Below are 22,482 nucleotides of genomic sequence, written 5' to 3'. Positions count from 1 at the left end.
CTGTTCTCTGGGTTGGGTGAGAAAGAGGTCTTTCTCTGACAGCCGGAGTGCGCCGGGGGAATGCAGGAAACCCTGTCGGAAGGACGGTAGATGACACAAGGAGTTGGCCTTGTCATGCAAGGCGGTGGAGCTCTTGGAGCCTATGAGGTTGGTGCGCTCACCCGCATTTATCAGGCAGGCTTCGAGCCGGAAATCATCACTGGCACCTCCATTGGTGCGCTGAATGCGGCTGTCATTGCGGCCCCAAAACTCGGCGACCCTATCGAGACCCTCCACGCCCTATGGGAGCATCTGAGCCACGCGCCCGGCTTCATATGGCATTCCAGCCAGAAGCTGCTGCGTGCCAGCATGGGTCACCCTCGCTTTTTCAAGCTGCATCCGCCGTCTTTCATGAGTGAAAATCGCCCCAGCATCTACGACATCACCCCTGCGCTTGAGACCATGGAAAAGTTCATCGACTTTGAGCGCCTCAACAGCGAGGATGCACCACGGCTGGTGATCACAGCAACCAACGTGGCAACGGGGCAGATTGAGCGGTTCTCCAACCGGGATCACTACCTCACCTCCAAGCACATCATGGCCAGTGGATCTCTGCCTCCGGGTTTCCCACCGATTGAGCTGGACGGTCATTATTACTGGGACGGCGGACTTTACGACAATACACCGATCCGTTCACTTCTGCGCATTCTGGATGACTACCAAGTCTCTCATATGCCAATCTTCCTGATCGAGCTGTTCTGTCCGGAAGGCATCATTCCCACCACAGTAGAAGAAGCGGTCTACCGCATGACGGAGCTCATGTTTGAGGACAAGTTCTGGCTCATGCTAGACGGCGACAAGTGCGCTCAGCATTACTCGCATATGCTCTACGCCCTGGACAAACTGGTGCCTCAGGATTCTCCCATCAGAGACTGTGATCACTACCGTTCGCTCATGAAAATGCGTGCGATCTCCCACATCATCACCGTAAAGGCTGAGCACAATGCACTGACCGGTGTGGTGGATTTTGAACCCAAGAGCATCAACGAGCGCATCAAGACCGGATATTTGGCTGCGGATCAGGCGTTGATCAATTACGCCGACCATATTGAGGCCATCATATCGGCGACGTACGAAGGCCATATGACCGACAACACCCACTCAGAGCACAAACCGCACCCGGACGAAAAGAGGTGCCAATGAGTGAGATTGACGAAAGCAAATATGACAGCGGCGCCTATGAGAACAAATGGTTCAAGGCGTCCGACGGTATCAAGCTCAATTATCGTGTGTATGGCAACGGCACCACCCGAAAACCCGCTATCATCGCTTTGCCGGGCCTGACCCGCTGTGCTCGCGATCTGGACCCTATGGCCGTCCAGCTGAGCGAAACCTCCAAGATCTACGCATTGAGCCTGCGTGGGCGGGATTTATCGGAGTATGACCCGGATTACAGCAACTACAACACCACCGTTTACCTCCGCGATATCTACGAGTTCTGGAAGTCCACCGGAGAACCGCCCGTGGTGCTGCTTGGGTCCTCCCTCGGCGCTTTGCTTGCTATGCTGATGGTGGAGGATCACCCGGATATGCTGGCTGGCACAGTGCTTAATGACCTTGGTGCCACAATAGAGTTTGCTGGCATGTCGCGCATCTTTGGGTATGCCGGACAGCTAGAGGACGAAGAGGAGCTGAGTGCGGTGGTCAACACCATCAAAGAGCACGTAGGCAACCAATTTATAAACTTACCGGAGGACCAGTGGGAGCGCATGGCGCTGTCCATGTATGGTCGCAAAAACGGCAAATGGCACCATCGCTACGACGACAATCTCGGCGTTGCACTCTCCGAGAACAAAGAGAACTTCCGTGACCTGTGGCAGGCGCACCAACGCGCCGCCGACCTTGAGCTTCCTGTCCTGTCTATTCGCGGTGAGCTGTCGGATGTCACCACTGCCGTTACCATCCGCTCCATGAAGAACATGGCTCCTCACATGCAATCGGTGGATATTCCCAATCGCGGGCACTGTCCCTTGTTGGATGAACCGCAATGCATAGAAGCGCTGATGGGCTTCATGGCTCAAATTGAAAACCGTGCCTGAACCGTAAACGAGTGGAGACAAGCATGGCCCGCAAACATCTGGTTTTGTTGAATATGATCGGAGCACTCGCTCTGGTCATGATCGATCAGACTGTATTGGGCATTATTCTGCCGTCTCTTCAGCGCACCTATGCCTTTGGTCCGGTACACCTGCAATGGGCGGTCAATGCCTACTTGATCGCGCTTGCCTCCATGTTGATGTGTGGTGGCTGGCTGGGCGATAAGTTCGGCTACTTCACCTCTCTTCGCATCGGTGTAGCCCTGTTCACAGCCGCTTCGCTCGCCTGTGCCTATGCCCCAACGGGGGACATCTTCATCACATCTCGTGTGTTTCAGGGGCTCGGCGCCGCATTGATGCAGCCTGCGGCAACGGCTCTCGTGTTTTCCGCTTATCCGGCAGATGAAAGGGGCAAGGCACTGGCACATTATGTCGGTGCTGGCCTGGTCTTTATGGCAGCAGGGCCACTGGTGGGCGGTACGCTGGTACAGCTGTTCTCGTGGCGGCTGGTGTTTTTGCTCAACGTGCCCATTGGAGCCGCTGTTTTGATCATGGCCTTTGCAATCGGTAAGGGTAAAACTTCCCGAGAAACCGGCAGTTTTGACTTTCTGGGCGCAGCTCTTTTTGTCATGGCATTGCTGGTGTTCACCGTTGCGGTTCAACGGTTTGGCGATTATCGCCTAACATTGGGGGAAGGGCTTGTCTCGCTCGGGTTCGTAGCCCTGATCTGTTACCTGCTATTTGCCCGCAGGCACCGCGTCGCGCAACCATTCATCCAGTTCTCATTACTTGAAAACAAGGTCTATCTGGGCTGCTGCCTGCTGCTCTTCTGCATTCCGTTTGGCTTGTTAGCACAGGTGGTGTTCGGCGCCGTTTTCCTGCAAAACGTCTTGGGTCTGACGCCCTTTCAAGCGGGCCTATCCATGTTGCCAGTGGTGCTGACAATCATCATTTGCGCTCAGTTCGGGGGACGTCTGGTGGGCAAAATTAGTTTCCGCAATCTTGCAGTTTGCGGCAGTCTGGCCATGGGCACAGGCTTCTTCATACAGGCCCTTGTGATCTACTACAACAACCTCTGGATGCTCTTTCCCGGAATGATGTTGATGGGGGCCGGACTGGGGTTTCTCGTCAGTTCCGTTTCAGCTGAAGCTCTCTCCCACGTTTCTCTGCTCGCCCGTGCTCGCGCCACGGCCTTGCTGCAAACCTGCCGGCAAGTGGGCGGTGTGTTTGGCATTGCCTGTGTGGGGGCGCTCATCAACTGGCGGGAAAAAACCATGTTTTCCGCCGCAGCTGAGCTGATGGAGCCCAACGATAAAGACCGGGAACTGTTGCAGTTGTTGCTCTACAAGTTCATGGGGGATCAACCTGCTGCAGCCGCCTTGCTGCACGAGCGCTGGCCGCAATCGCTTTACATCCTCAAAGCAATCAGCAGCCGTGCACTTGCAGATGGTTTTTTCTTCAGCGCTTTGGTGTTGGCAGGCGCCGCTGTCATGTCCCTTTGGGCCTTCAAGGGCCATACACCACGGCGAAGGCCACCAGCCCCGGACAATCCCGCGCCAAAGACACCTGCAAGTGAGTAAAAAACTCCCGCCTTACAATCGGGCGGGAGCATATGCAGGTTAGCTCTGTGGGATTGCCAGTGTTGCATCTATCTCAAACAACATGCCGTCCAATGCCAAACGGTCAACGGGGATGAGTGTGCTGGCAGGAAGGTGCTGCCCGAAAAGTTTATCCGCCTGTTCCTTAATCGCATGCAGTTTATCTTCACCATGACCGGTAACAAGCACTTTTATCTTGACCACATGCTCTGGTTTTCCTCCAGAGGCTGCAATCGCCTTACGCAGATTAGAGAAGGCAATCTCGGCTTGTTTGCCAACCGTTTTACCCAAAACGTTCCCGTCTATGTCGCCGCTGAATTGACCTGAAATATAAACCGTTTTTGCGTTTGAGGGAGCCACAACAACCTGCGTAAAGCCCCAAGGGCTGGTATCGAAAATGGTGGATGGGTTGATGCGCTCCAAACCTTCTGCATGTGCCATGCCGGCAGCGGCAATCATCAAGGTTCCAAGGGGTAAACTAGCAATTGTTTTCATGATCAGCTCATTCTGTTCTTTGACCGAAACATGTAAGGTTCCGGTTTCACAACAGGGCTTTTAAGTCCTCAAGCTAAGTTGAGGTCAACAGCTATTTCGACTTTTCTGATGGGTCCGAGGTTGTATCTTTCGTAGCAAATTACAACCTGACGCATTGGTGCCATTTTGTTTGCTTAGAGGTTTGGCCAAAATTAACCGCCCAGACCAATCTCTCATTCATCTTCTTAGGCGTATGCTCCAAGGGAAACCGGTGCGATGCCCCGGCGATTTGCATAGACACCTTGGCACCACCTGATTTTAAAACGGCTTCTTGATGCATCTACGAACACTAACAGTTTTGGCAGGACTTCTGGCGCTCAGTGGCTGCAATGACTCCACGCCTCTGCAAAAATCAGCCCCACAAGCAGATATGATTGCAAAGCTGGACGAGCACGCAAAAGGTATCCAACGCAGCAATCCGGATGCAAGCCTGAGCGTGGCGGTGGTTCGTCAGGGGAGGGTCGAATTTATCCGTCTCTACGACAAATCGAGCAGCGGTAAAACTGTGGTTGGGGCGCAAGAACCTATTTTTGAAGTTGCCTCCCTCGGCAAGCCCGTCTTCGCCTATCTGACGCTGAAACTGGTGGATTTGGATATCCTCTCGCTGGAACGCCCGCTCTACCAGTACGCTCCGGATCTGTTTGAAGGCTCTGACCCACGATTGAAGCGCATCACCGCTCGTATGCTGCTCTCTCATACCTCCGGCCTCGCCAACTTTGACGAGAAAGATCCGCTGAAACTGCGGTTTGATCCGGGGACGGAGTTTACCTATTCCGGTTCCGGCTATGCCTTGTTGCAGCAGGTGCTGGAACGGCGAACGGGACTAAACCTTGAGACGCTGGCGCGCATCCATGTGTTTGAGCCGCTTGGCATGTCATCCACCAGCTATCTCTGGCAGCGAGCCTACGATTATCGCATCCGCTTTGGGTATGATGCAGAGGGAGACCGGATAAAAGACAAGCGGAAACCCGCCATCGGCAATGCGGCATGGAGCCTGCACACTACGGCTGGAGACTACGCCCGCTTTCTGGTTGCTATGATGGATGAGGCCGCAGAGCCCGAGCTGAAAGAGCGCATGCTGCAAACCCACAAGACTGTGACCGGCAAGATCGGCTGGTCTATGGGATGGGGGCTTCAGGCCACCAAGCCAAACAGCTCCATCTGGCACTGGGGCAGCAATCCGGGTTATCGCTCTTACACAGTTGGTTATCCGCAGGAGGATATGGGGATTGTGGTACTTTCCAACAATGAGAAGCTCTTTGAGAAGATCGAACCGCTTATTCTCCATACAATAGGAGGGACGCTGCCCTCCTATCATTGGTTCTAACTTACAGAGTCACACCGTTTCCCGCGCATTGGCAAGGAATGGTGACAGCCGCGCCATGGCTTCGTTGAGCTGCTCATCCGTTTGCGCAAAGCACAGACGGAACCAACCCGGCTCTCCAACAAGAAACGCATCTCCCGGCGCGAGCCCCACCTTGGCTTTTTCAATCAGCATGCGGGCATAAGCGACGGAATCCGTCACGCCCTCCACCTTGAAATAAGCATAAAAAGCACTTTCTGGCACAGGGCAGGTCACGCCCTCATGGGTGAGCAGGCGCGAGCATACCAGATCTCGTGCGTGCTGGTAGTTCTTTGCCATTTGCGCAACAAACTCCTCACCCTGCTGAAGTGCAACCACCGCTGCGCGCTGAGAGAACGGCGGGGCACTGGCGATGGAGAACTCGGCGATCTTTTCGACAACAGGCGTCAGGCTTGGTGGCAAGGTGAGCCAGCCTAAACGCCAGCCAGTCATGGCCCATGATTTGGAAAAGGAGTTCACCACGATCAGGCGATCTTCCGGCTCGGACACCTCAAGAAACGACGGAGCTGCCTTGCCGGAGTAAACTGTTCGGGCATAAACCTCATCAGAGATCAGCCATGTACCACGTTCGCGCAGAACTTCCATAATTCGCGCAATCTCATGTTTGGTCAGCATAAAGCCCGTCGGGTTGGACGGTGAGTTGAGCAACACCACCTTTGCGCCCCTGGCGGTTTCTAAAAAACCCTCCACATCCAATGACCACTTGCCGTCCTTCACTTCAAGAGAGTGGGTGACTGTGCGGGCACCTTGCAGCTTGGGAATGGAGAGCAGATTTGGGAAGGCGGGCGTCAGCGTGACAACGGTATCGCCTTCTTCCAGCACACACTGAAAGGCCAGATTGAGCGCGTTGCCGCCGGAGACTGTGACCGCAACACGATCCACGCCGATAGGCTTGTTGTAAAGCTCACTCATATAGCCTGAGATCGCCTCTCGCAAATAAGGCCGTCCGAGGCCTTCTGCGTAAAACGTTTCTCCCGCGGACAAAGACCGTGCCGCCTCATCACAAATGAATTTGGGGGTAGGGATGTTTGGCTCCCCAAACCACAAAGGAATAAGACCCTCCACGCTCATGGCAGTATTTGCCAGCTCTCGCGTGATGGATGGAGGAACCTGAATTGCGCGGCTTACCAGCCCTTGTTTTGCTATACTCGTCAATATGTTGCCCGTCCGCCCGGATTTCAAACAATGATCAACCTCAGTGAGCCTTGGGATCGAAATAAGACCCAAAGCACCACCGTCCTGAAGTCTATTCATATATCAGCAAATAGAAATTTCCAGGATAGAGATTTCGTCAAGAGTTTGCGAGGGAAAGAGCCCGTGCAGTACTCGCACAGGGCGGCGGCATAGCACCACACGGGCCTTCACATACCCGGAATTAGGGTTCCGGGCTCTCGGGAGGAGGTTGCTGAAGCAACAGGAGCGGCCATTGCTTCAACTTCTCACAACACACTGGGGCTATGGCTTTTGGGTATATCTTTGCCTGAAAACCCATCTTTCAGAGATATGCCCGGATCAGCCCCAGGAGCATCAAGTCTCTCTCATCGCATGTGCGATCTGGTCCATCATTGGTTTGATCAGATAGGACAGAACAGACCGGTCTTCTGTCTTGATAAACGCCTCAACCGGCATGCCCGGAATGAGGGATTTGCCGTCCAAACGCTCCAGTTCCTCTTCAGGAATGGCCAGCTCGGCCAGATAATAGGTGCTGCCTGTGCGCGGGTCCTGCACCAGATCGGGCGAGATGGTTTTCAGCCGCGCCTTGAGTTCCGGTGTGGTGCGCTTGTCAAACGCGGGCAGGCGAATGGTTGCTTCCTGATTGGGATTGATCTGATCCACATCCACCGGCTGCACTTTAGCTTCCACGATGAGCTGGTCTTCTTCCGGCACGATCTTCATCACCACTTCGCCGCCCATGATGACGCCGCCGATGGTGTGAATGGCCAGATCAAACACCTTGCCGTTTTGAGGTGCTCGGATTTCCGTCCGGCGCAGCTCGTCCTGCGCTGCAATACGTCGTTCTTCAAGCTCAGAGATCTGGGCACGGGTCTGCTGCAGTTGTTCCAGATTGTTGGAGCGCAGTTCTTCATCTGATTGTATGATCATGACCCGGCGTTCGCTGATCGCCTCTCCGGAGCGGGCGATCTGGGCAATGATGCCGCCAAGCTCGCCTTCCAGAGAGCTACGCTCACGCTGGAACGCCATGACACGGGACTCGGTCACCAGCTTCTTTTTGCGCAAAGATTCCAAGCCACCCAGTTCGGTGTTGATCAGGTCCACTTCGTTCTGTTTTGCATCCCGTTGCAGCTCTAGGCCGTCGATCTGCTTTTCAAACTGACCGATCTGGGTTTCCAGCTGCTCTTTCTTGCTCAGATGATTTTTCTTCCGCGCTTCCATCATATTGCGCTGGGTTTCTTCAATCATCATCAGATGTGCACGGTGCAAGGGAGATTTTGCCCGTTGCTTGAACGTAATCTCAGTGCGGCCCTGTATCTCAGAGGTCAGCCGGGATTCCTGCGCATAAAGTTCATCAAGCTGATTGGTCAGCACAGCCAGATTGGAGCGGGTGAGAGTATCATCCAACCGCAGGACAAGTTCTCCGGCCTTCACCGGATCACCGTTCTTGACGAGGATTTGATTGACGATGCCGCCATCACGGTGCTGCACGCTCTTGGTGCTGGTTTCAACAACGATGGTTGCCGGAGCAACAACCGCGCCGGAAATTTCCGTCACAACTGTCCAGGTGCCTGCACCAAAGATGAGGAGTGCTGCCAGAGCGCCGCCCCATTTGAGATGGCGGGTGATGCTTGCGCCGATATCGTAGGAATTGTCGGTATTTCTAGCCATTTAACGCGACCTCCTGCGGCTTGCGAAGCGGAGCTATCACCTGCTTCATGATCTTGTCTTTTGCACCAATGGCTTCCGCTTCACCCTCATTCATCACAAGGATCTGATCGACTGCTGACGTCGCTGCCGGACGGTGTGCCACCACGATGACGATGGAACCACGCTCACGCATATCGTGGATGGCGTTGGTCAGCGCTGCTTCACCTTGCGCATCCAGATTGGAGTTTGGCTCATCCAGTACGATCAGGAACGGGTTGCCATAAAGCGCACGCGCCAGTGCAATCCGCTGACGCTGACCACCAGAAAGGCCGTTGCCAGTTGCGCCGATGACGGTGTTGTAGCCTTCCGGCAAGCTCACAATCAGATCGTGTACGTTGGCCATGCGGGCGGCTTCAATCAGCTTGTCGCTGTCTTCATCCGGCTTGAAACGCTGAATGTTCTCGGCGATGGTGCCATCAAAGAGCTGAATGTCCTGCGGCAGATACCCGATGAAATCACCGCGATCCATCGCGCTCCACTGGTCCAGCTCAGCGCCATCAAAACGGATCGAGCCCTTCAGAGGATTGGTGATGCCGACCATCGCTCTCGTCAGCGTTGACTTGCCGGACCCCGAATGCCCGATGATGCCCAGACCATCGCCAGCTTTCAGTTCCAAAGAAACGTTTTTGACGAAGGCTTCTTTGGCTGCGATTGGTCCACAGGACAAGCCTTCAACAACAACCGACTCCTGCGGGAACGGAATGGACACCCGTTCCTTAGGCTTTGCTTGTGAGGCAAAGATTTCCTGAAGGCGCGAAATGCCAACTCTGGCGGCCACAAATCCACGCCAGTTGACGATTGCCATCTCAACCGGAGCCAGTGCACGGGCCGTCATAATGGAGGACGCGATCATAACGCCTGCAGAGACTTCCTGCTGAATAACCAGCCACGCCCCAAGGGCAAGAATACCGGACTGCAGCATGAACCGCAGGGTCTTGATCATGGTGGTGAAGATGTTGGACCGGTCAGAGGCTGCCCGCTGGCGACCAAGGAAGACATCATTGTTATCCTCCCACCGGTCACGCAAGTGGTCGATCATGCCCATGGCCTCAATGCTCTCGGCATTGCGGCGGCACGCTTCAATCAATGTAGTCCGCTTGTTGGCTTCAACAGCTGTGTTTGCAGCCGGGCGACGAGAGGACAACTCGTTCAGCGCAATCAAGGCACAGATGAACAAGGCGCCAATGAGAGCCGTGGTGCCCAAAAGCGGGTGAAACAGAAACACGATGCCCAAGTAGAGCGGCATCCATGGCATATCGAAGATCGCGGAAGGACCGGAGCCGGACAGGAACTGCCGGATGGAGTCCAGATCGCTGACAGGTCTGGAGCGTTCGCCCTCAGCACCCATAACCAGCGGGACACGGGTCGAAGTTTCAAATGCCAGACCGGTGAGCTGCTCATCCACGTGTTGACCAACACGCAGCAACAGCCGGTTCCGCAGACCATCCAGAATTCCGTAGAAGATATAAAGCACAGCCACAAACAGGCTGAGAACAACAAGCGTTGGCACAGAGCTGCTGGACAAGACGCGATCATAGATCTGCAGCATGAACAAAGGGCCAGTCAGCATAAGCAGGTTGATTAACATGCTGATGCCACCAATGCCCCAAAACGCCCGATAAAGTTTACGAAAGGCGTTGGAAATATAGGATGTGTGCTCTTGTAACGACTTACCCAAAATACCCTCCAGCTTGTTGTTTTTATGCTGGGTTGGTTCGGGCGCCACACCCAAGCTCGTGGCGCCCGAACCGTTCTGATTACATCAACATGTCATCAGAACCGTAGTCTGCATTGCCTTCCAGCACTGGTGCATCTGCTGCAGCAACTTCCACAGTTTCAGATGCAGGGTTGAGGGCGTCATAAACGTCCTTAATACCTTCAGCGATGTTGGTGATGACGCTGACAACGGCCGTAACTGGGTTTGATGTGGCAACCCCCACGGCTATGTCCACAACAACGTCAACAATAGTGTCAACCACAGCTTCAAATACGCCTGCGATCTTCTGACCAAGCTCATGCTGACCAAATGCATCGGAGACGGTTTCAATCACTGCGCTAACAGCTTTGGTTACGACGTTTGCGATTGCTTTGAATGGATTCCACCAGCCCATGTCTTTATCCCTTTCAGACAAAAGTTAGATAAGTTTCACCGCTCCCGGAGCGCACTCCGAGGTACAGTGATGTTAAATTGTTGGTGTGATACCGCTGGCAGGAGGTCCTTCAGATGGCTACACGTCACGTGTTGGCTTCAAAGGGTCCCAATCCAAGTCGGATCTCTATTTCGGAGAAGTCCCTGGACGCACCTGAATACTGCTAATGCCGCATTCGGAATGCAAGTCTACACTACGAATACATGTCATAGCCTAGCCTCCCAGCTTCGCTAAATGCTCACAATGAGCATGCCTCATAGCGACAAACGTTTTGAGTAACGTTTAGTGTCACCCAACCAACTTCAGTTACCTGAAGTCCTAATCAAATCCCCTATGCATAACTTGCATTAATCTCATCATACCACTTTGAATACACATTGCAGATACGATGCAATCCGCCAGTTACACATCCCCGTTTTGGGAGGTGACCTGATCTGAGTTCAATATTTGGCCGTAATTGGGGCATAAATGTGGCGAAGAAATCTATACTCTTAGATCTAGAATAAATGTTATCCAAATGTTTAGTGTAAATACAACTCTAGGTATTATTGAAATATCAGTATTTTTATACTCATGATATATTAAATTTATCTTACATATAAATTTATCGATAAAAATCACCTTACGTTTGAGTAAGTTACCCCATGTGACGTAATGCATGTCACACTCATGTGCGTGTCAACACAAAAAATATGAGGGTGACACTCATTTTATAGTGAAAATATATCACCAAGGTGCCGTTTAGGTCATATATTTACCTTAAAAGTGACCACACAACGGCAAATCAGGGCAATCAAAGTGGATAATAGTGTCAGTTGAAGAGGACAAATCCGGAAATCTAGAAATGAGGAATCCAGCGTCTGTGCGCACTTAATGGTTTAATCAAACTAAGCTGATGAACTTCAGATTGCTTACTCTAAGTAAATACCCCGACCTACTTTCGTAGATCAGAGTATCCAGAGATCGGCACTTACGGCAGGTGGTTCAGGAGGCGCTAACCTCCGGGCCTGCTGCGGATGTTCTCAGGCAGCCATGTGGCAACCTCAGGGAACGCGATCAGAACAAAGACCATCGCAACCATGATCAGGAACATCGGGAACGCTGCACGCGCAATGAACCCCATCTGATAGTTGGTCATGCCTTGCAGGACGAACAGGTTAAACCCGATCGGCGGCGTGATCTGCGCCATCTCAACCACCACCACAATGAAGATACCAAACCATATCAGGTCAATACCAGCCTGACGGATCATTGGTTCCACCACCGCCATGGTCAGCACCACGGACGAAATCCCATCCAGGAACATGCCGAGGATCACGTAGAACACCAGCAGTACCATCAGCAGCTCAAAGCGGCTGAGCTCCAGCGTTGCGATCATGTCAGCCAGACCGCGCGGCAGACCCGTAAAGCCCATGGAAAGCGACAGGAACGCAGCACCGGCAAGGATCAGTGCAATCATAGAGGAGGTGTAGGTCGCCCCCATCAAACTGCTCGTGAAACTTTTCCAGGACAGCGAACCCTGTGAAGCTGCAAGGATCAGACTTCCAATCACACCAAAGGCTGCAGCTTCTGTCGCCGTTGCGTAGCCCAGATACATGGAGCCAATCACAATGAGGATCAGCAGGATCACAGGCAGCAGGAAGCGGGTGTTCTTCACCTTCTCAGTAAAGCTCATCTTAGGTTCCGCTTTCGGATTCCATTTAGAAGAGACTTTGGAGGTGATGGCCACATACGCCATGAACATGCCAGCCAGCACGATGCCCGGCATAATGCCTGCAAAGAACAGCTTGGAGATACTCTCGTTGATGGTCACACCATAAACTATCAGCGTCAGAGATGGCGGGATCATCAGACCCAGCGTTGCTGCACCAGCCAACGTGCCAATGATCATCTTTTCGGGATAATCACGCTTACGCAGCTCAGGGATAGACATCTTGCCAACGGTGGTCAGTGTCGCGGCAGAAGAACCAGAGACCGCTGCAAAGACTGTACAGCCCACAATGTTGGTGTGAACCAGACCGCCAGGAAGGCGGGCCATCCAAGGGGCAAGGCCACGGAACATATCTTCCGATAATCGGGTTCGATACAGGATTTCACCCATCCAGATGAACAGCGGCAGCGCCGTCAGTGTCCAGGAGGAGGAGGCCGACCAAATGGTCGTCAACATCACGTCGCCAACAGGGCGGGTGGTGAACAGTTCCATGCCAACCCATGCCACACCCATAAGTGCCAGACCGACCCAGACGCCGGTGCCAAGCAAGGTGAACATGACAAACAGGAACAGAATGATAATGCTTATATTTTCCATTGCTCTTATTCTCCGGCAACTGCTTCTTCAAGTTCAGGCGCAATACGGTGCTTGCCAGTGAATATGAGTTGAAGGAGGTGGTCTGTGAGAGCAATCGCAAGGATCAAGGCACCAAGGAACATAAAGCCCTGTGGGATCCAAAGCGGTGTGCGGTCCTGTCCCTGACTGATGTCATTGAACTTGTGGGACCAGTAAACGAAACGGTAGGCGTAGTACACGAAGTACCAGATCGTGGCGGAGCCAATGGCAAAACACCAGATTTCCAGAATGCGCTGTGCGGTCTTGCCCAGCATTTGGTGCAGGATGGATACGCGAATATGGATGCCCTTGTTCAAGGCATTGGCAAATGCAAGGAAACTGGCGGCGGCCATGGCATAGCCTGCATATTCTGCGGCGCCCGGAAAGACCTCTCCCGTCCAACGTGCCAGCATCTGCACGACAATCAGTCCGAGGATGGCAATCAGACAAAGCGCGGAAAGAACTCCAGCTGTCTTGTAGATCCCATCCAGCCCTAAGCGCAGTGCGCGTGTCAGCTTCATTGTTCTCCCCCTCGAAAAAAGAAAAGCCGGAGTTCCAAAAGGTTCTCCGGCTTTTGCGTGCTTATTTCATTGCTTTGAAGGTGCTGACAACAGCCTTGCCATCGTCACCAGCAGCTTCAAGCCATTCTGCAGTCATGGTTGCACCAATTTCCTGCAGGTCAGCTTTCATCTGGTCACTACCCTTTTCAACCTTCATGCCGCCTTCACGCAGGCCATCAAGGGTGAAGTTTGTGTAGTCGATAGAACGCTTGAGGCCAGCTGCTTCTGCTGTTGCCGCACAGCCCTGAATGATGCCTTTGTTCTTTTCAGAAACACCAGACCACACATCAGAGTTGACGAGCATGTAGTTGCGTGGCAGCCATGCATCCACTTCGTAGAAGTAGTTGAGGCTTTCCCAAACTTTACGATCGTAACCAGTTGCACCGGAGGAGACCATGGAGTCAGCAACACCGGTTGCAAACGCCTGAGAGATTTCAGCTGCTTCAATGGAAACTGGCAGCATGCCTGTCAGCTCAGCAAGACGCGCAGTTGCGGTGTTGTAAGAGCGGAATTTAATGCCTTCCATGTCAGCAACAGAGTTGACTGCATTTTTGAAGTACAGACCCTGAGGAGGCCATGGCACAGAATACAGCAGGGTCAGGTTCTGTTCGCCAAGAACCTTTTCAAGCGCTGGCTTTGCAGCAGTCCAAAGCTTTGCCGCATCATCAAAAGATGTTGCGAGGAATGGAACGGAATCCACACCGAACAAGGCATTTTCGTTTTGGTGACCGGAAAGCAGACGCTCTCCGATTGGCACCTGACCTGTCTGAACTGCGCGCTTGATGTCGCCGCCCTTAAACAAGGAGCCCCCCGGATGAGTGGTTACTTCGATTTCACCACCAGTGCCAGACGTAATACATGCTGCAAATTCTGCACCCGTTACTGAATGGAAATTGGACCCTGAGTATGCCATTGGCAGGTCCCACTTTTCCGCAGAAGCAGCAGTTGCCCCCAACGCCATAGCGGAAACACTCAAGGTGACCAGTAGACTAGACTTCTTCATATGTTCTCTCCTCCAAGAAAATTAGTGATGCCCTCAAATAAATCTTTGCGGATCGTAAGGACTTATATCGTTATTGGGGCGTTTACCGCTGATCAGATCAGAGACCAGCCGCCCGGTTTTTGGACCGCCCGTCAGGCCGATGTGGTGGTGCCCAAACGCTGCATAAACACCGCTTTTGCCCACTTCACCGATGAGGGGGAGACTGTCCGATGGCGCAGGGCGGAAGCCCAACCATTCTTCTTCGCTTGATGCTTCCAGATGCGGGAAGCTCTCGCGAACCTTTTTCCGTAGTAGAGCCAGAGGAGCTTTGGAAGCACCAGCTTCCAGCCCGCCAAACTCAACAACACCAGCACAGCGTAATCCCTGTGCCATTGGTGTTGCCACAAACTTGCCGGAGGCGACCATGATTGGCTGGCTCGGCTGCTCGCTCGGGTTCTTGAATAAAATATGGTAACCGCGCTCAGCTTCCAGCGGCACGTTGATGCCAAGCTTATTCATCAAAGGCTTGGACCAGACGCCAGTTGCCAGAACGGCACGATCACACTCAAAACGTCCTCTGTCAGTCATGACGGCTGAAATCGAGCCGCCCGACAGATCGAAATCCTTCACTTCAGCCTGCACAAACGTGCCGCCCATTTCCGTGAAGATCTGCACCAGATCCTGAACATACGCACCTGGGTCCTGAATGAACCCATGATCACGCATCAACGCCAGCAGTTTGATGTTTTTGGCAAGGATTGGCTCCATCTCGTGAACGGCGTCACCTTCAATCAATTCCGGCACAAATCCGGCTTTGCGGCGCAGTTCCCAGGTGTATGCGTCTGCTTCAAAGGCGGCTCTGTCGTTGTAGGCAAAGCTGTAGGTGCTTTCCTGCAGCCACTTTGCAGCGCTGGTCCCGTCCACCAATGCATGGTGTTGGTCCACACTGTCACCAACAATCGGCGTCAGCCCCTGCGCGATGCGGCGGGTTTCCTTATCCGTTGCGTGTGACAGGTAACGTGCCAGCCAGCCCGCCAGCTTCGGCAGGTAGCTCCAACGCAGGAACAGCGGGAAATTTGGATCCAGCAGAAGCTTTGGGCCTTTCAGGATCAGACCCGGCGCAGTGACTGGCGCCACGGAGCAGCTGGCCAGAACACACGCATTGCCAAAGGACGCGCCCATGCCGGGCTCACCCTTGTCGATGAGGGTCACATCATGACCCTCACGCTTCAACCATAAAGCTGCTGATACACCAACGATCCCTGCACCGATGACAACGACATTATTTTTATTCATGCAGCCCCCATAACCGCACTTTTGGAAATCGCGTAGTGTTCAACTTTTTCCAGATCCGGACGGCCTCCCAAGCCTGCCGTTTGCGGAACGATCACATCGCCGCCACTCGTTTCAAATGGCGTTTCCATAAGGTCTTCTACTAGGAAGTATTTTGCCTGATAAAACTCACAAGCTAAAGTGATTTCTGGCGTTGCAGCAATCATATGCGTTCCGGCAAGGTGGGCGAGGCCGGATTCAAACATGTCACCACCGTAGGCGCTCATACCAGCGGTTGCAGCCATGCGAGCTACAGTTTGGGCCCGAGTCAAGCCTCCACTCTTCATTATTTTGACTGAAACACCGTCAGCTATCCCCATATTAATCGCAGTCAGCATATCCTCTGGCCCAAAGATGCTTTCATCTGCAAGAAGCGGCACATCGATGGAATTTCGGATAGTAGCCATAAGTTCCCGAAGGTTATGCGCAACTGGCTGTTCAATAAAATCTGGTTGAAAACTTGCGATGTCGCGAACGCACGCTAGGGCACTATCGTGGTGCAGACCCTGATTATAATCCACGCGAATGGAAAACTCAGGATAGCTCATGCGTAGGCGCTCCATACGCATCATATCAAACTCATGGCCTTTGAAGCCGGTTTTGAGCTTGATGATGCGCACACCATCCTCTTTCAAACGTTCCATCAATGCTAAATCACGATCGAAATCAGGATCAGCAATAGAACAGGAAAGAGGGATCGTATCGCGGCATTTGCCACCCAGAAGCGCCCAGACAGGCAAATCAGAGATTCGGCCCTGTAGGTCGAGCAGTGCTGTTTCCAGAGCTGCTTTCGCCTCAGTACAATGAGCAACCGCCTTTTGGGCGTCCTTCATGATCGTGGCGCGTTCACCAATGGTGCGGCCAACAACAAGCGGACGGATGTAGCGGTCGAGCGCCGCAAAGGTGGCTTCTGCAGAACCTGTGAAGACAGACCACGGCGAGGCTTCCCCCCAACCGGTTTCGCCCCCCTCCGCCGTTAAGCGGAGGATGACAATATCAACGGCGTGTTCAACAGAACCAATGCCATGGTCGCGGCGGGCGTTCACTGGCAGCTGTACGTGCCAGACATCCATCCCAACGATCTTTTGGCCGATAATTTTTTGTGCAGCGTTCATGGCTCTTATCCCATCCAGCGACGTACAGGGGCGTTTGCTTCTTCAAGAGGCTGCGTCACAACATCAATCAGCGTTGGACCGTCATGTTCGATTGCCTCTTTGAGTACACGCTCCAGATCATCAGGATTTTCGACACGCCAGCTCTTCACACCATAAGCAGCGGCAACAGCGGCCTGATCAGTGCGGTTGAAGTCTACATTGTAGTAGCGCGCATCTGTGTCTGCATACTGGCTCGCTTTAATCCAGCCGTAGCTGGAGTTAGAGAACACAATGTACGTGATTGGCGCACGGGAGCGGCACACAGTCTCCAGCTCACCACAGGTGAAGCCGAAGGAGCCATCACCCATCATGGCAACCACTTTGCTGGTTGGACGGCCATACCATGCACCCAGCGCTGCAGAGAGCGAGTAACCCAATGCGCCATGCGCGCGGTTGGTGATGAAGTAACGACCAGACTGCGGCAGCTGGTAATAAGCAGAGAAGTACGGGCAGGAGGTGCCCGGATCGGAGATCACTGTGGCATCAACCGGCAACACCTTCATCATCGCATCGATCACCCGTTCAGGACGGATTGGCGCTTCACCGCTTTGAGCCAGTTTGTTGAAGATCTCGAACTTACGTTTCTTGATGTCTGCAACAGCAGCTGCACCGCCGAAAGTGTCAGCGCCCTGATCGCGTTTATCGAGAACAGCGTTGACCTGCGCAAGGGAAAGCTTGAGGTCACCAACAACGCCAACTTCCACTTCGTAGTTCGCACCGATCACCATCGGGTCGTTGTCGAAGTGAACCACACGGGTCTTGGCAGATGGCGCTTCCCAGCGGGAGGTGGTGGTGGAGCCGGCACGAGCCCCCATGAACACCACAAGGTCCGCATTGGCCATGGCTTCCCATGTCTCGTCTGTTCCGCCATTGGACCCGACTACACCCACACAGTTTGGATGGGTTTCAGCCAGTGAACCCTGACCGGAGATAGACGTTGCAACCGGAATATCGAGACGGGACGCCAGACGCTCCAGCTCTTCCATCGCGCCAGCAATCACAACACCGCCGCCGCACACAATAAGCGGCTTTTTGGCGGACAGGATTGCATCAACCGCGGCTTCAGCAGCACCTGGTGCAGGGGCCTGAGGGTAAGCTGGATATGACGTCAGCTGCTGATCTGCCCAGATGTCAGAGGCATCGACCGCATCATACTGAATGTCGTAGGGCAGGCCGAGATGAGCAGCACCGGAGCGACCGGTTGTCATGGCACGGAAGGCTTTACGAACCATCCGCGGAATGTGGTCAGCGCGCTTGATCACGGTGTTCCACTTGGTCAGCGGACGCATCAGCGCTTCCTGATCCACTTCAGTCAGTGGGTACTTGCCGTAGGACCCAACAGAAATGTCTGTCGTAATGCCAAGCACAGCATAAGAGCTTTCAGAGGCTTCGATCAGACCCGGCAAAATGTAGGTTGCGCCACCACCGGACGGCCCCTCACACACACCCGGACGTCCGGTCACTCGTGAATACGCATCGGCCATGTAAGTGGCGCAGCGCTCATCACGGGTCAAAACGTGGGTCATCTTGTGATCAAGCTTATACATCGCGTCATAAAACGGCAGTGTTGTATCGCCGCAAAGACCGAAAATGTGCTGGACGCCCTGCGCCTCCAGCATTTTTACCATGGCTTCTGCACCATTCATCTTATTCGTCACAGTGTCACCTATCAGACCCGTCCCACCTGTTAAGCAGGCAATTTACTAAACCCGAAGAATGCAGAATCGATTGCACTCAAAATTGTATACAGTACCATATTCAATATTGAGCGCAGGTCAAATGGAATGTACAGTTCATCTATGACGTGGTAAGTGCTGAGCCAATTTTTGGGGCCTGCGACGGCAGGATTGAGAGCGATTTTGGAATGACAAAAGCTGATAGCAACGTGGACCGCATCTACGAAAAACTACGGAAAATGGCGGCCTATTTCGAACTTAAGCCGGATGCCCGTATCAACGAAAGCGCGTTATCCACAGAGTTGGGCGCAAGCCGGACACCGCTGCGCGAGGCGTTGAATCGACTCGTGGCAGAAGGCTTCCTCACGTTCCAGAGTGGCCGCGGTTTCTTTTGCCGCCCCCTGAGCCCGAAGCTTATTCTCGACCTTTATGAAGCGCGTGTCGCCATTGAGACGGAGATTGTCCGCCTTGTTTGCCGCCGAGCCAGTGATGAAGAACTTCAGGACCTGATGGAGTTTTTGAAGTCCACTGAACCGGACTACGACAGCTGCGAAGACCCGATGGAGCTTTTGAGCATGGATGAGGCGTATCACATGCGCATCGCTGCCTTGTCTCAAAGCAACGAGCTGGTCCGCATTCTGGAAAACCTGAATGACCGCGTGCGTTACATCCGTCTTGTCGACTTGAAATACCTGCGCGGCAAGACACCTGTTTCTACGCAGGAGGAAGCCCAGCTTTCGGCCCACCGTGTGGTGCTGACCGCCCTGATCAACCGGGATGAAGACAAAGCCGTTTCCACCATGCGCCACCATATTGAACGCCGCCGCGACGAGGCCACCGAAGCCGTGCGCATCGCCTATTCGCAGCTCTACGTTCCAGCAGATTAACGCGAGTACCAAAAGCAAAGCAGGTCGCAGGTCCCCAACACTTAACCTGCTTTGCCCTCCAATTTTATAGAAGAGGTTTTGAATTATGTCCGTTGAGTATGGAGGCAAGACCGTATTTGGTGCCTCAGTCGGCATTCTCATGCTGGAAACCAAGTTCCCGCGCATTTACGGCGACATCGGCAATGCCCAGACATGGCCGTTTCCAGTGCATTACCGTGTGGTCCGCGGTGCGACCCCAAACAAGGTGGTGCGCAATGATCCGCGTGAGCTGGTGGATCTGTTTGTTGAAGCTGGCCGCGATCTGGTGCGGACAGGCTGCGATGGCATCACCACCAACTGCGGTTTTCTGGCTCTCATTCAGGACGAGGTGAAGGAAGCGCTTGGCGTGCCCGTCGCAACGTCTTCCTTGATGCAAATCCCAGGCGTGCAGCAGCTTCTGCCGAAGAACAAGCGCGTCGGCGTCATCACCATCTCCAAAGAAACATTGACCAAAGAGCACCTGAAAGCGGCAGGCGCGCCCGAAGATACGGTGATTGTGGGCACAGATGGTCTGCGCAACTTCACCCGCGAAGTGCTGGATGACTATGACGCCATCAACTTTGAAGATGCCCGTCTGGATCTGCTGGACGCTGCCGCAGAATTGGTAACTAAAAACGAAGGCATTGGCGCCATCGTTCTGGAATGCACCAATATGGTGCCCTACGCCAACGACATCCGCAAACTCACCGGATTGCCCGTCTATTCCATCTACACGTTCGTGAACTGGTTCCAATCCGGTCTGGTTCCGCGTAAGTTCCCGCTGGAACTGGATGACCCGCGTTTGAATTTAGCGACTTACGGAAATTAATCGATGTCGAAGCCTAGTCAGATTGAACAGATAAACACAAACGGCCTCGTTTTGCTTGGCTGCGGAAAGATGGGCTCAGCCATGCTGAAGGGCTGGTTGGAAGCAGGCGTTCTGCCTTCCAGCACAACTGTGATTGATCCTTATCCATCTGACTGGCTGAGGTCATTGGAAGATCACGGCCTAAGCCTGAACAAGCAACTGCCAGCAGCTCCCGCAGTGTGCATTCTGGCTGTGAAGCCACAGATGATGGGGGATGCAACCCCTCAGGTCGTCGCGCTAGGCGGTGGCAGCACCGTTTTCATTTCCGTTGCAGCAGGCACAAACCTGACCACACTTCTTTCCCTGGTAGGTGAGGGCAGTCCGATCATCCGCGCCATGCCAAACACACCGGCAGCTATTGGACGCGGCATTACCGCACTCATTCCAAACAGCCATTGCTCGGAAAGCAATCTGGCTATGGCACAGGAACTGCTCGCCGCTGTCGGGAAGACCGTTGTGCTGGAAAACGAAAGTCAGATGGATGCTGTGACGGCAGTCTCCGGCTCTGGACCTGCCTATGTGTTCCACCTGATCGAGTGCCTCGCCAAAGCAGGCGCAGAGCAAGGGCTGCCGGAAGAACTGGCGATGCAACTGGCTAAAGCCACCGTTGGCGGAGCAGGACAGCTGGCAGAAGATGCCAGCGACGACCCTACCCAGCTGCGCATCAATGTGACATCTCCAAATGGCACCACAGCCGCGGCGCTCGATGTACTTATGAACGAAGAGGACGGTATGCCGCCACTCCTTTCCCGCGCTGTTGCAGCTGCCAAAAAACGCAGTGAAGAGCTGGCCTAGTCTCCTGCGTTATCACGAGATATGAAACCCCGCTTTCCATCAGGACGGCGGGGTTTTCTTTTGCTCTGACACACTCTCAAGACTTTGGGCTTGACCAATTTCAATTATTATATAACCATACGGTTATGCAACAGGTGAACCAGACACCCCAACCAGAAAACCTTGATGCCGTGTTTGCAGCACTGGCCGATCCTACGCGCCGTGCAATCCTGACCCGGCTCGCCAATGGAGACGCATCGGTCAACGAGCTGGCTGAGCCATTTTGCATGAGCCAGCCTGCCGTCTCAAAGCATCTGAAGGTTCTGGAACGGGCAGGGTTGGTTGAACGCGCCATAGACAAGCAACGCCGCCCGGCACGGCTCAAAGCTGAGCCCATGCGTGAGGCGGTAAAATGGCTGGAAGAGTTTAGCAAGTTCTGGTCGTCCAGCTTCGATCAGCTGGATGATCTTCTGGAGGAATTGAAGAAATCCGAGAGTTGAGGAGGGAATTGGAATGAGTGAACTACCAACCTATGTACTGGAACGCACCTTTAACGCCCCGCGCGAGCTGGTTTGGCGTACATGGACCGAGCCGGATCTTATTTCGCGCTGGTACGGCCCTAACGTGGAAAGCATCGTCCACCAGCTGGATGTCAAACAAGGCGGCCTGTGGCTGCATGAGATGAAGTGGGGAGACAATTCCAACTTCCAACGCGTTGAATATACAGAGGTCTCAAAACCTTCAAAACTGGTATGGCTGCATGCAACGTCTGACGCTGACTGGAATGTGATTGCCAGCCCGATGATGCAGGACTGGCCTCGTGTATTGCTGACCACCGTTACCTTCGAGGAAGACGGCGACCAAACCAAAATGTGCCTCACATGGGTTCCCCATGACGCCACAGAGGCCGAGATCGCCTGCTTCGAGGCAGCCATCGGCGGCATGAACCAAGGCTGGAATGCCGGTATGGGCCTACTGGAAGAACTGCTCGCCGAGCTTCAAAGCGAAATGCAGACTTAGAGCACTTTCGTAAAGCAACTAACTTGGGCTGTGCTTCCAATTGGTGACAAGCCAGCCCACTTAGTTGTTATCAATTGATTTTCTGCCGTAAACTGCATTCTCAAACATAAATTTCTTCTACTTATCTTGGACCAAACCAATGAAGATAAACTCAATTGAGCCTCCCCCTTTGAAGTGGTCCACGCCTATAGTTAGGAAACCGGAGGACCATAGATGGCTATCAAGCGCCCCAAACCTGAAGATATTGTTGTGAAGTTACGGCAGGTTGAAGTTCTGATGGGG

Annotated in this window: 20 protein-coding genes; 9 read left to right on the top strand and 11 right to left on the bottom strand. The window is 53.6% G+C overall.

Features of this window, described 5'->3' with window-relative positions; translation table 11 throughout:
* Positions 1-90: 90 nt before the first annotated feature.
* Genes PsAD37_RS16675 through PsAD37_RS16665 form a run of 3 tightly spaced genes read left to right on the top strand, consistent with a single transcriptional unit; the run spans position 91 to position 3,655 of the window.
* Positions 91-1,182: a patatin-like phospholipase family protein gene (locus tag PsAD37_RS16675; RefSeq protein ID WP_208991921.1), complete on the top strand. Its 1,092-nt coding sequence runs from the start codon at positions 91-93 to the stop codon at positions 1,180-1,182.
* The gene (locus PsAD37_RS16670; protein WP_063297114.1) at positions 1,179-2,078 is read left to right on the top strand and encodes an alpha/beta fold hydrolase; all 900 of its coding nucleotides are present in this window, start codon (positions 1,179-1,181) and stop codon (positions 2,076-2,078) included. The genes PsAD37_RS16675 and PsAD37_RS16670 overlap by 4 nt, the downstream gene beginning before the upstream one ends.
* Positions 2,079-2,101: 23 nt before the next feature.
* On the top strand, positions 2,102-3,655 hold the full coding sequence (locus PsAD37_RS16665; RefSeq protein ID WP_063297113.1) for an MFS transporter: 1,554 nt from the start codon (positions 2,102-2,104) through the stop codon (positions 3,653-3,655).
* A 39-nt stretch (positions 3,656-3,694) separates the two neighbouring features.
* Here PsAD37_RS16665 and PsAD37_RS16660 read toward each other — a convergent pair whose 3' ends face one another.
* Positions 3,695-4,168 carry a RidA family protein gene (locus tag PsAD37_RS16660; RefSeq protein ID WP_063297112.1) on the bottom strand — a complete coding sequence of 158 codons (474 nt, stop codon included), beginning with the start codon at positions 4,166-4,168 and terminating at the stop codon, positions 3,695-3,697.
* 313 nt (positions 4,169-4,481) lie between these two features.
* On the opposite strand from PsAD37_RS16660, the gene PsAD37_RS16650 reads away from it, so the two are divergent.
* Complete coding sequence (locus PsAD37_RS16650; protein WP_063297110.1) at positions 4,482-5,534, top strand: serine hydrolase; 1,053 nt, start codon at positions 4,482-4,484, stop codon at positions 5,532-5,534.
* Positions 5,535-5,543: 9 nt separating this feature from the next.
* Here PsAD37_RS16650 and PsAD37_RS16645 read toward each other — a convergent pair whose 3' ends face one another.
* From PsAD37_RS16645 to PsAD37_RS16600, 10 genes are all read right to left on the bottom strand, one after another.
* On the bottom strand, positions 5,544-6,725 hold the full coding sequence (locus PsAD37_RS16645; protein ID WP_063297156.1) for a pyridoxal phosphate-dependent aminotransferase: 1,182 nt from the start codon (positions 6,723-6,725) through the stop codon (positions 5,544-5,546).
* Positions 6,726-7,097: 372 nt separating this feature from the next.
* Positions 7,098-8,414, bottom strand: a complete 1,317-nt coding sequence (locus tag PsAD37_RS16640) for an HlyD family type I secretion periplasmic adaptor subunit (protein WP_063297109.1) — start codon at positions 8,412-8,414, stop codon at positions 7,098-7,100.
* Positions 8,407-10,131, bottom strand: a complete 1,725-nt coding sequence (locus PsAD37_RS16635; RefSeq protein ID WP_063297155.1) for a type I secretion system permease/ATPase — start codon at positions 10,129-10,131, stop codon at positions 8,407-8,409. The genes PsAD37_RS16640 and PsAD37_RS16635 overlap by 8 nt, the downstream gene beginning before the upstream one ends.
* 79 nt (positions 10,132-10,210) lie before the next feature.
* Positions 10,211-10,564 carry a hypothetical protein gene (locus PsAD37_RS16630; protein WP_063297108.1) on the bottom strand — a complete coding sequence of 118 codons (354 nt, stop codon included), beginning with the start codon at positions 10,562-10,564 and terminating at the stop codon, positions 10,211-10,213.
* A 1,033-nt stretch (positions 10,565-11,597) separates the two neighbouring features.
* Entirely contained in the window at positions 11,598-12,911 is a 1,314-nt protein-coding gene (locus PsAD37_RS16625; protein ID WP_063297107.1) for a TRAP transporter large permease, read from the bottom strand.
* Between the two features lie 5 nt (positions 12,912-12,916).
* On the bottom strand, positions 12,917-13,450 hold the full coding sequence (locus PsAD37_RS16620; protein ID WP_057461374.1) for a TRAP transporter small permease: 534 nt from the start codon (positions 13,448-13,450) through the stop codon (positions 12,917-12,919).
* Positions 13,451-13,511: 61 nt separating this feature from the next.
* Positions 13,512-14,492 carry a TRAP transporter substrate-binding protein gene (locus tag PsAD37_RS16615; protein ID WP_063287563.1) on the bottom strand — a complete coding sequence of 327 codons (981 nt, stop codon included), beginning with the start codon at positions 14,490-14,492 and terminating at the stop codon, positions 13,512-13,514.
* A 33-nt stretch (positions 14,493-14,525) separates the two neighbouring features.
* A complete protein-coding gene (locus tag PsAD37_RS16610; RefSeq protein ID WP_063297106.1) occupies positions 14,526-15,767 on the bottom strand; it encodes an FAD-binding oxidoreductase in 1,242 nt (413 codons plus the stop codon).
* Positions 15,764-16,918 (bottom strand): enolase C-terminal domain-like protein, encoded by a 1,155-nt coding sequence (locus PsAD37_RS16605; protein WP_063297105.1) that lies wholly within the window; start codon positions 16,916-16,918, stop codon positions 15,764-15,766. Before PsAD37_RS16605 ends, PsAD37_RS16610 begins: the two co-directional genes overlap by 4 nt.
* Positions 16,919-16,923: 5 nt before the next feature.
* Complete coding sequence (locus PsAD37_RS16600; protein WP_063297104.1) at positions 16,924-18,615, bottom strand: thiamine pyrophosphate-binding protein; 1,692 nt, start codon at positions 18,613-18,615, stop codon at positions 16,924-16,926.
* 206 nt (positions 18,616-18,821) lie between these two features.
* Between PsAD37_RS16600 and PsAD37_RS16595 the strand changes: the two genes are divergently transcribed.
* The 5 genes from PsAD37_RS16595 to PsAD37_RS16575 all read left to right on the top strand — a co-directional run bounded on the left by PsAD37_RS16595 (position 18,822) and on the right by PsAD37_RS16575 (position 22,200).
* Positions 18,822-19,520, top strand: coding sequence for a GntR family transcriptional regulator (locus tag PsAD37_RS16595; protein ID WP_008551148.1), 699 nt, complete (start codon positions 18,822-18,824; stop codon positions 19,518-19,520).
* A gap of 85 nt (positions 19,521-19,605) precedes the next feature.
* On the top strand, positions 19,606-20,367 hold the full coding sequence (locus PsAD37_RS16590) for an aspartate/glutamate racemase family protein (RefSeq protein ID WP_063297103.1): 762 nt from the start codon (positions 19,606-19,608) through the stop codon (positions 20,365-20,367).
* A gap of 3 nt (positions 20,368-20,370) precedes the next feature.
* Positions 20,371-21,201: a pyrroline-5-carboxylate reductase gene (gene proC, locus PsAD37_RS16585; protein ID WP_063297102.1), complete on the top strand. Its 831-nt coding sequence runs from the start codon at positions 20,371-20,373 to the stop codon at positions 21,199-21,201.
* Positions 21,202-21,326: 125 nt separating this feature from the next.
* Complete coding sequence (locus PsAD37_RS16580) at positions 21,327-21,680, top strand: helix-turn-helix transcriptional regulator (protein WP_057461380.1); 354 nt, start codon at positions 21,327-21,329, stop codon at positions 21,678-21,680.
* A 13-nt stretch (positions 21,681-21,693) separates the two neighbouring features.
* The gene (locus PsAD37_RS16575; RefSeq protein ID WP_063297101.1) at positions 21,694-22,200 is read left to right on the top strand and encodes an SRPBCC domain-containing protein; all 507 of its coding nucleotides are present in this window, start codon (positions 21,694-21,696) and stop codon (positions 22,198-22,200) included.
* Positions 22,201-22,482 lie beyond the last annotated feature (282 nt).

The sequence above is a fragment of the Pseudovibrio sp. Ad37 genome (assembly GCF_001623075.1).
In the GTDB taxonomy this organism is placed as follows: domain Bacteria; phylum Pseudomonadota; class Alphaproteobacteria; order Rhizobiales; family Stappiaceae; genus Pseudovibrio.
This window is presented reverse-complemented; position numbering and strand designations above follow the sequence as displayed.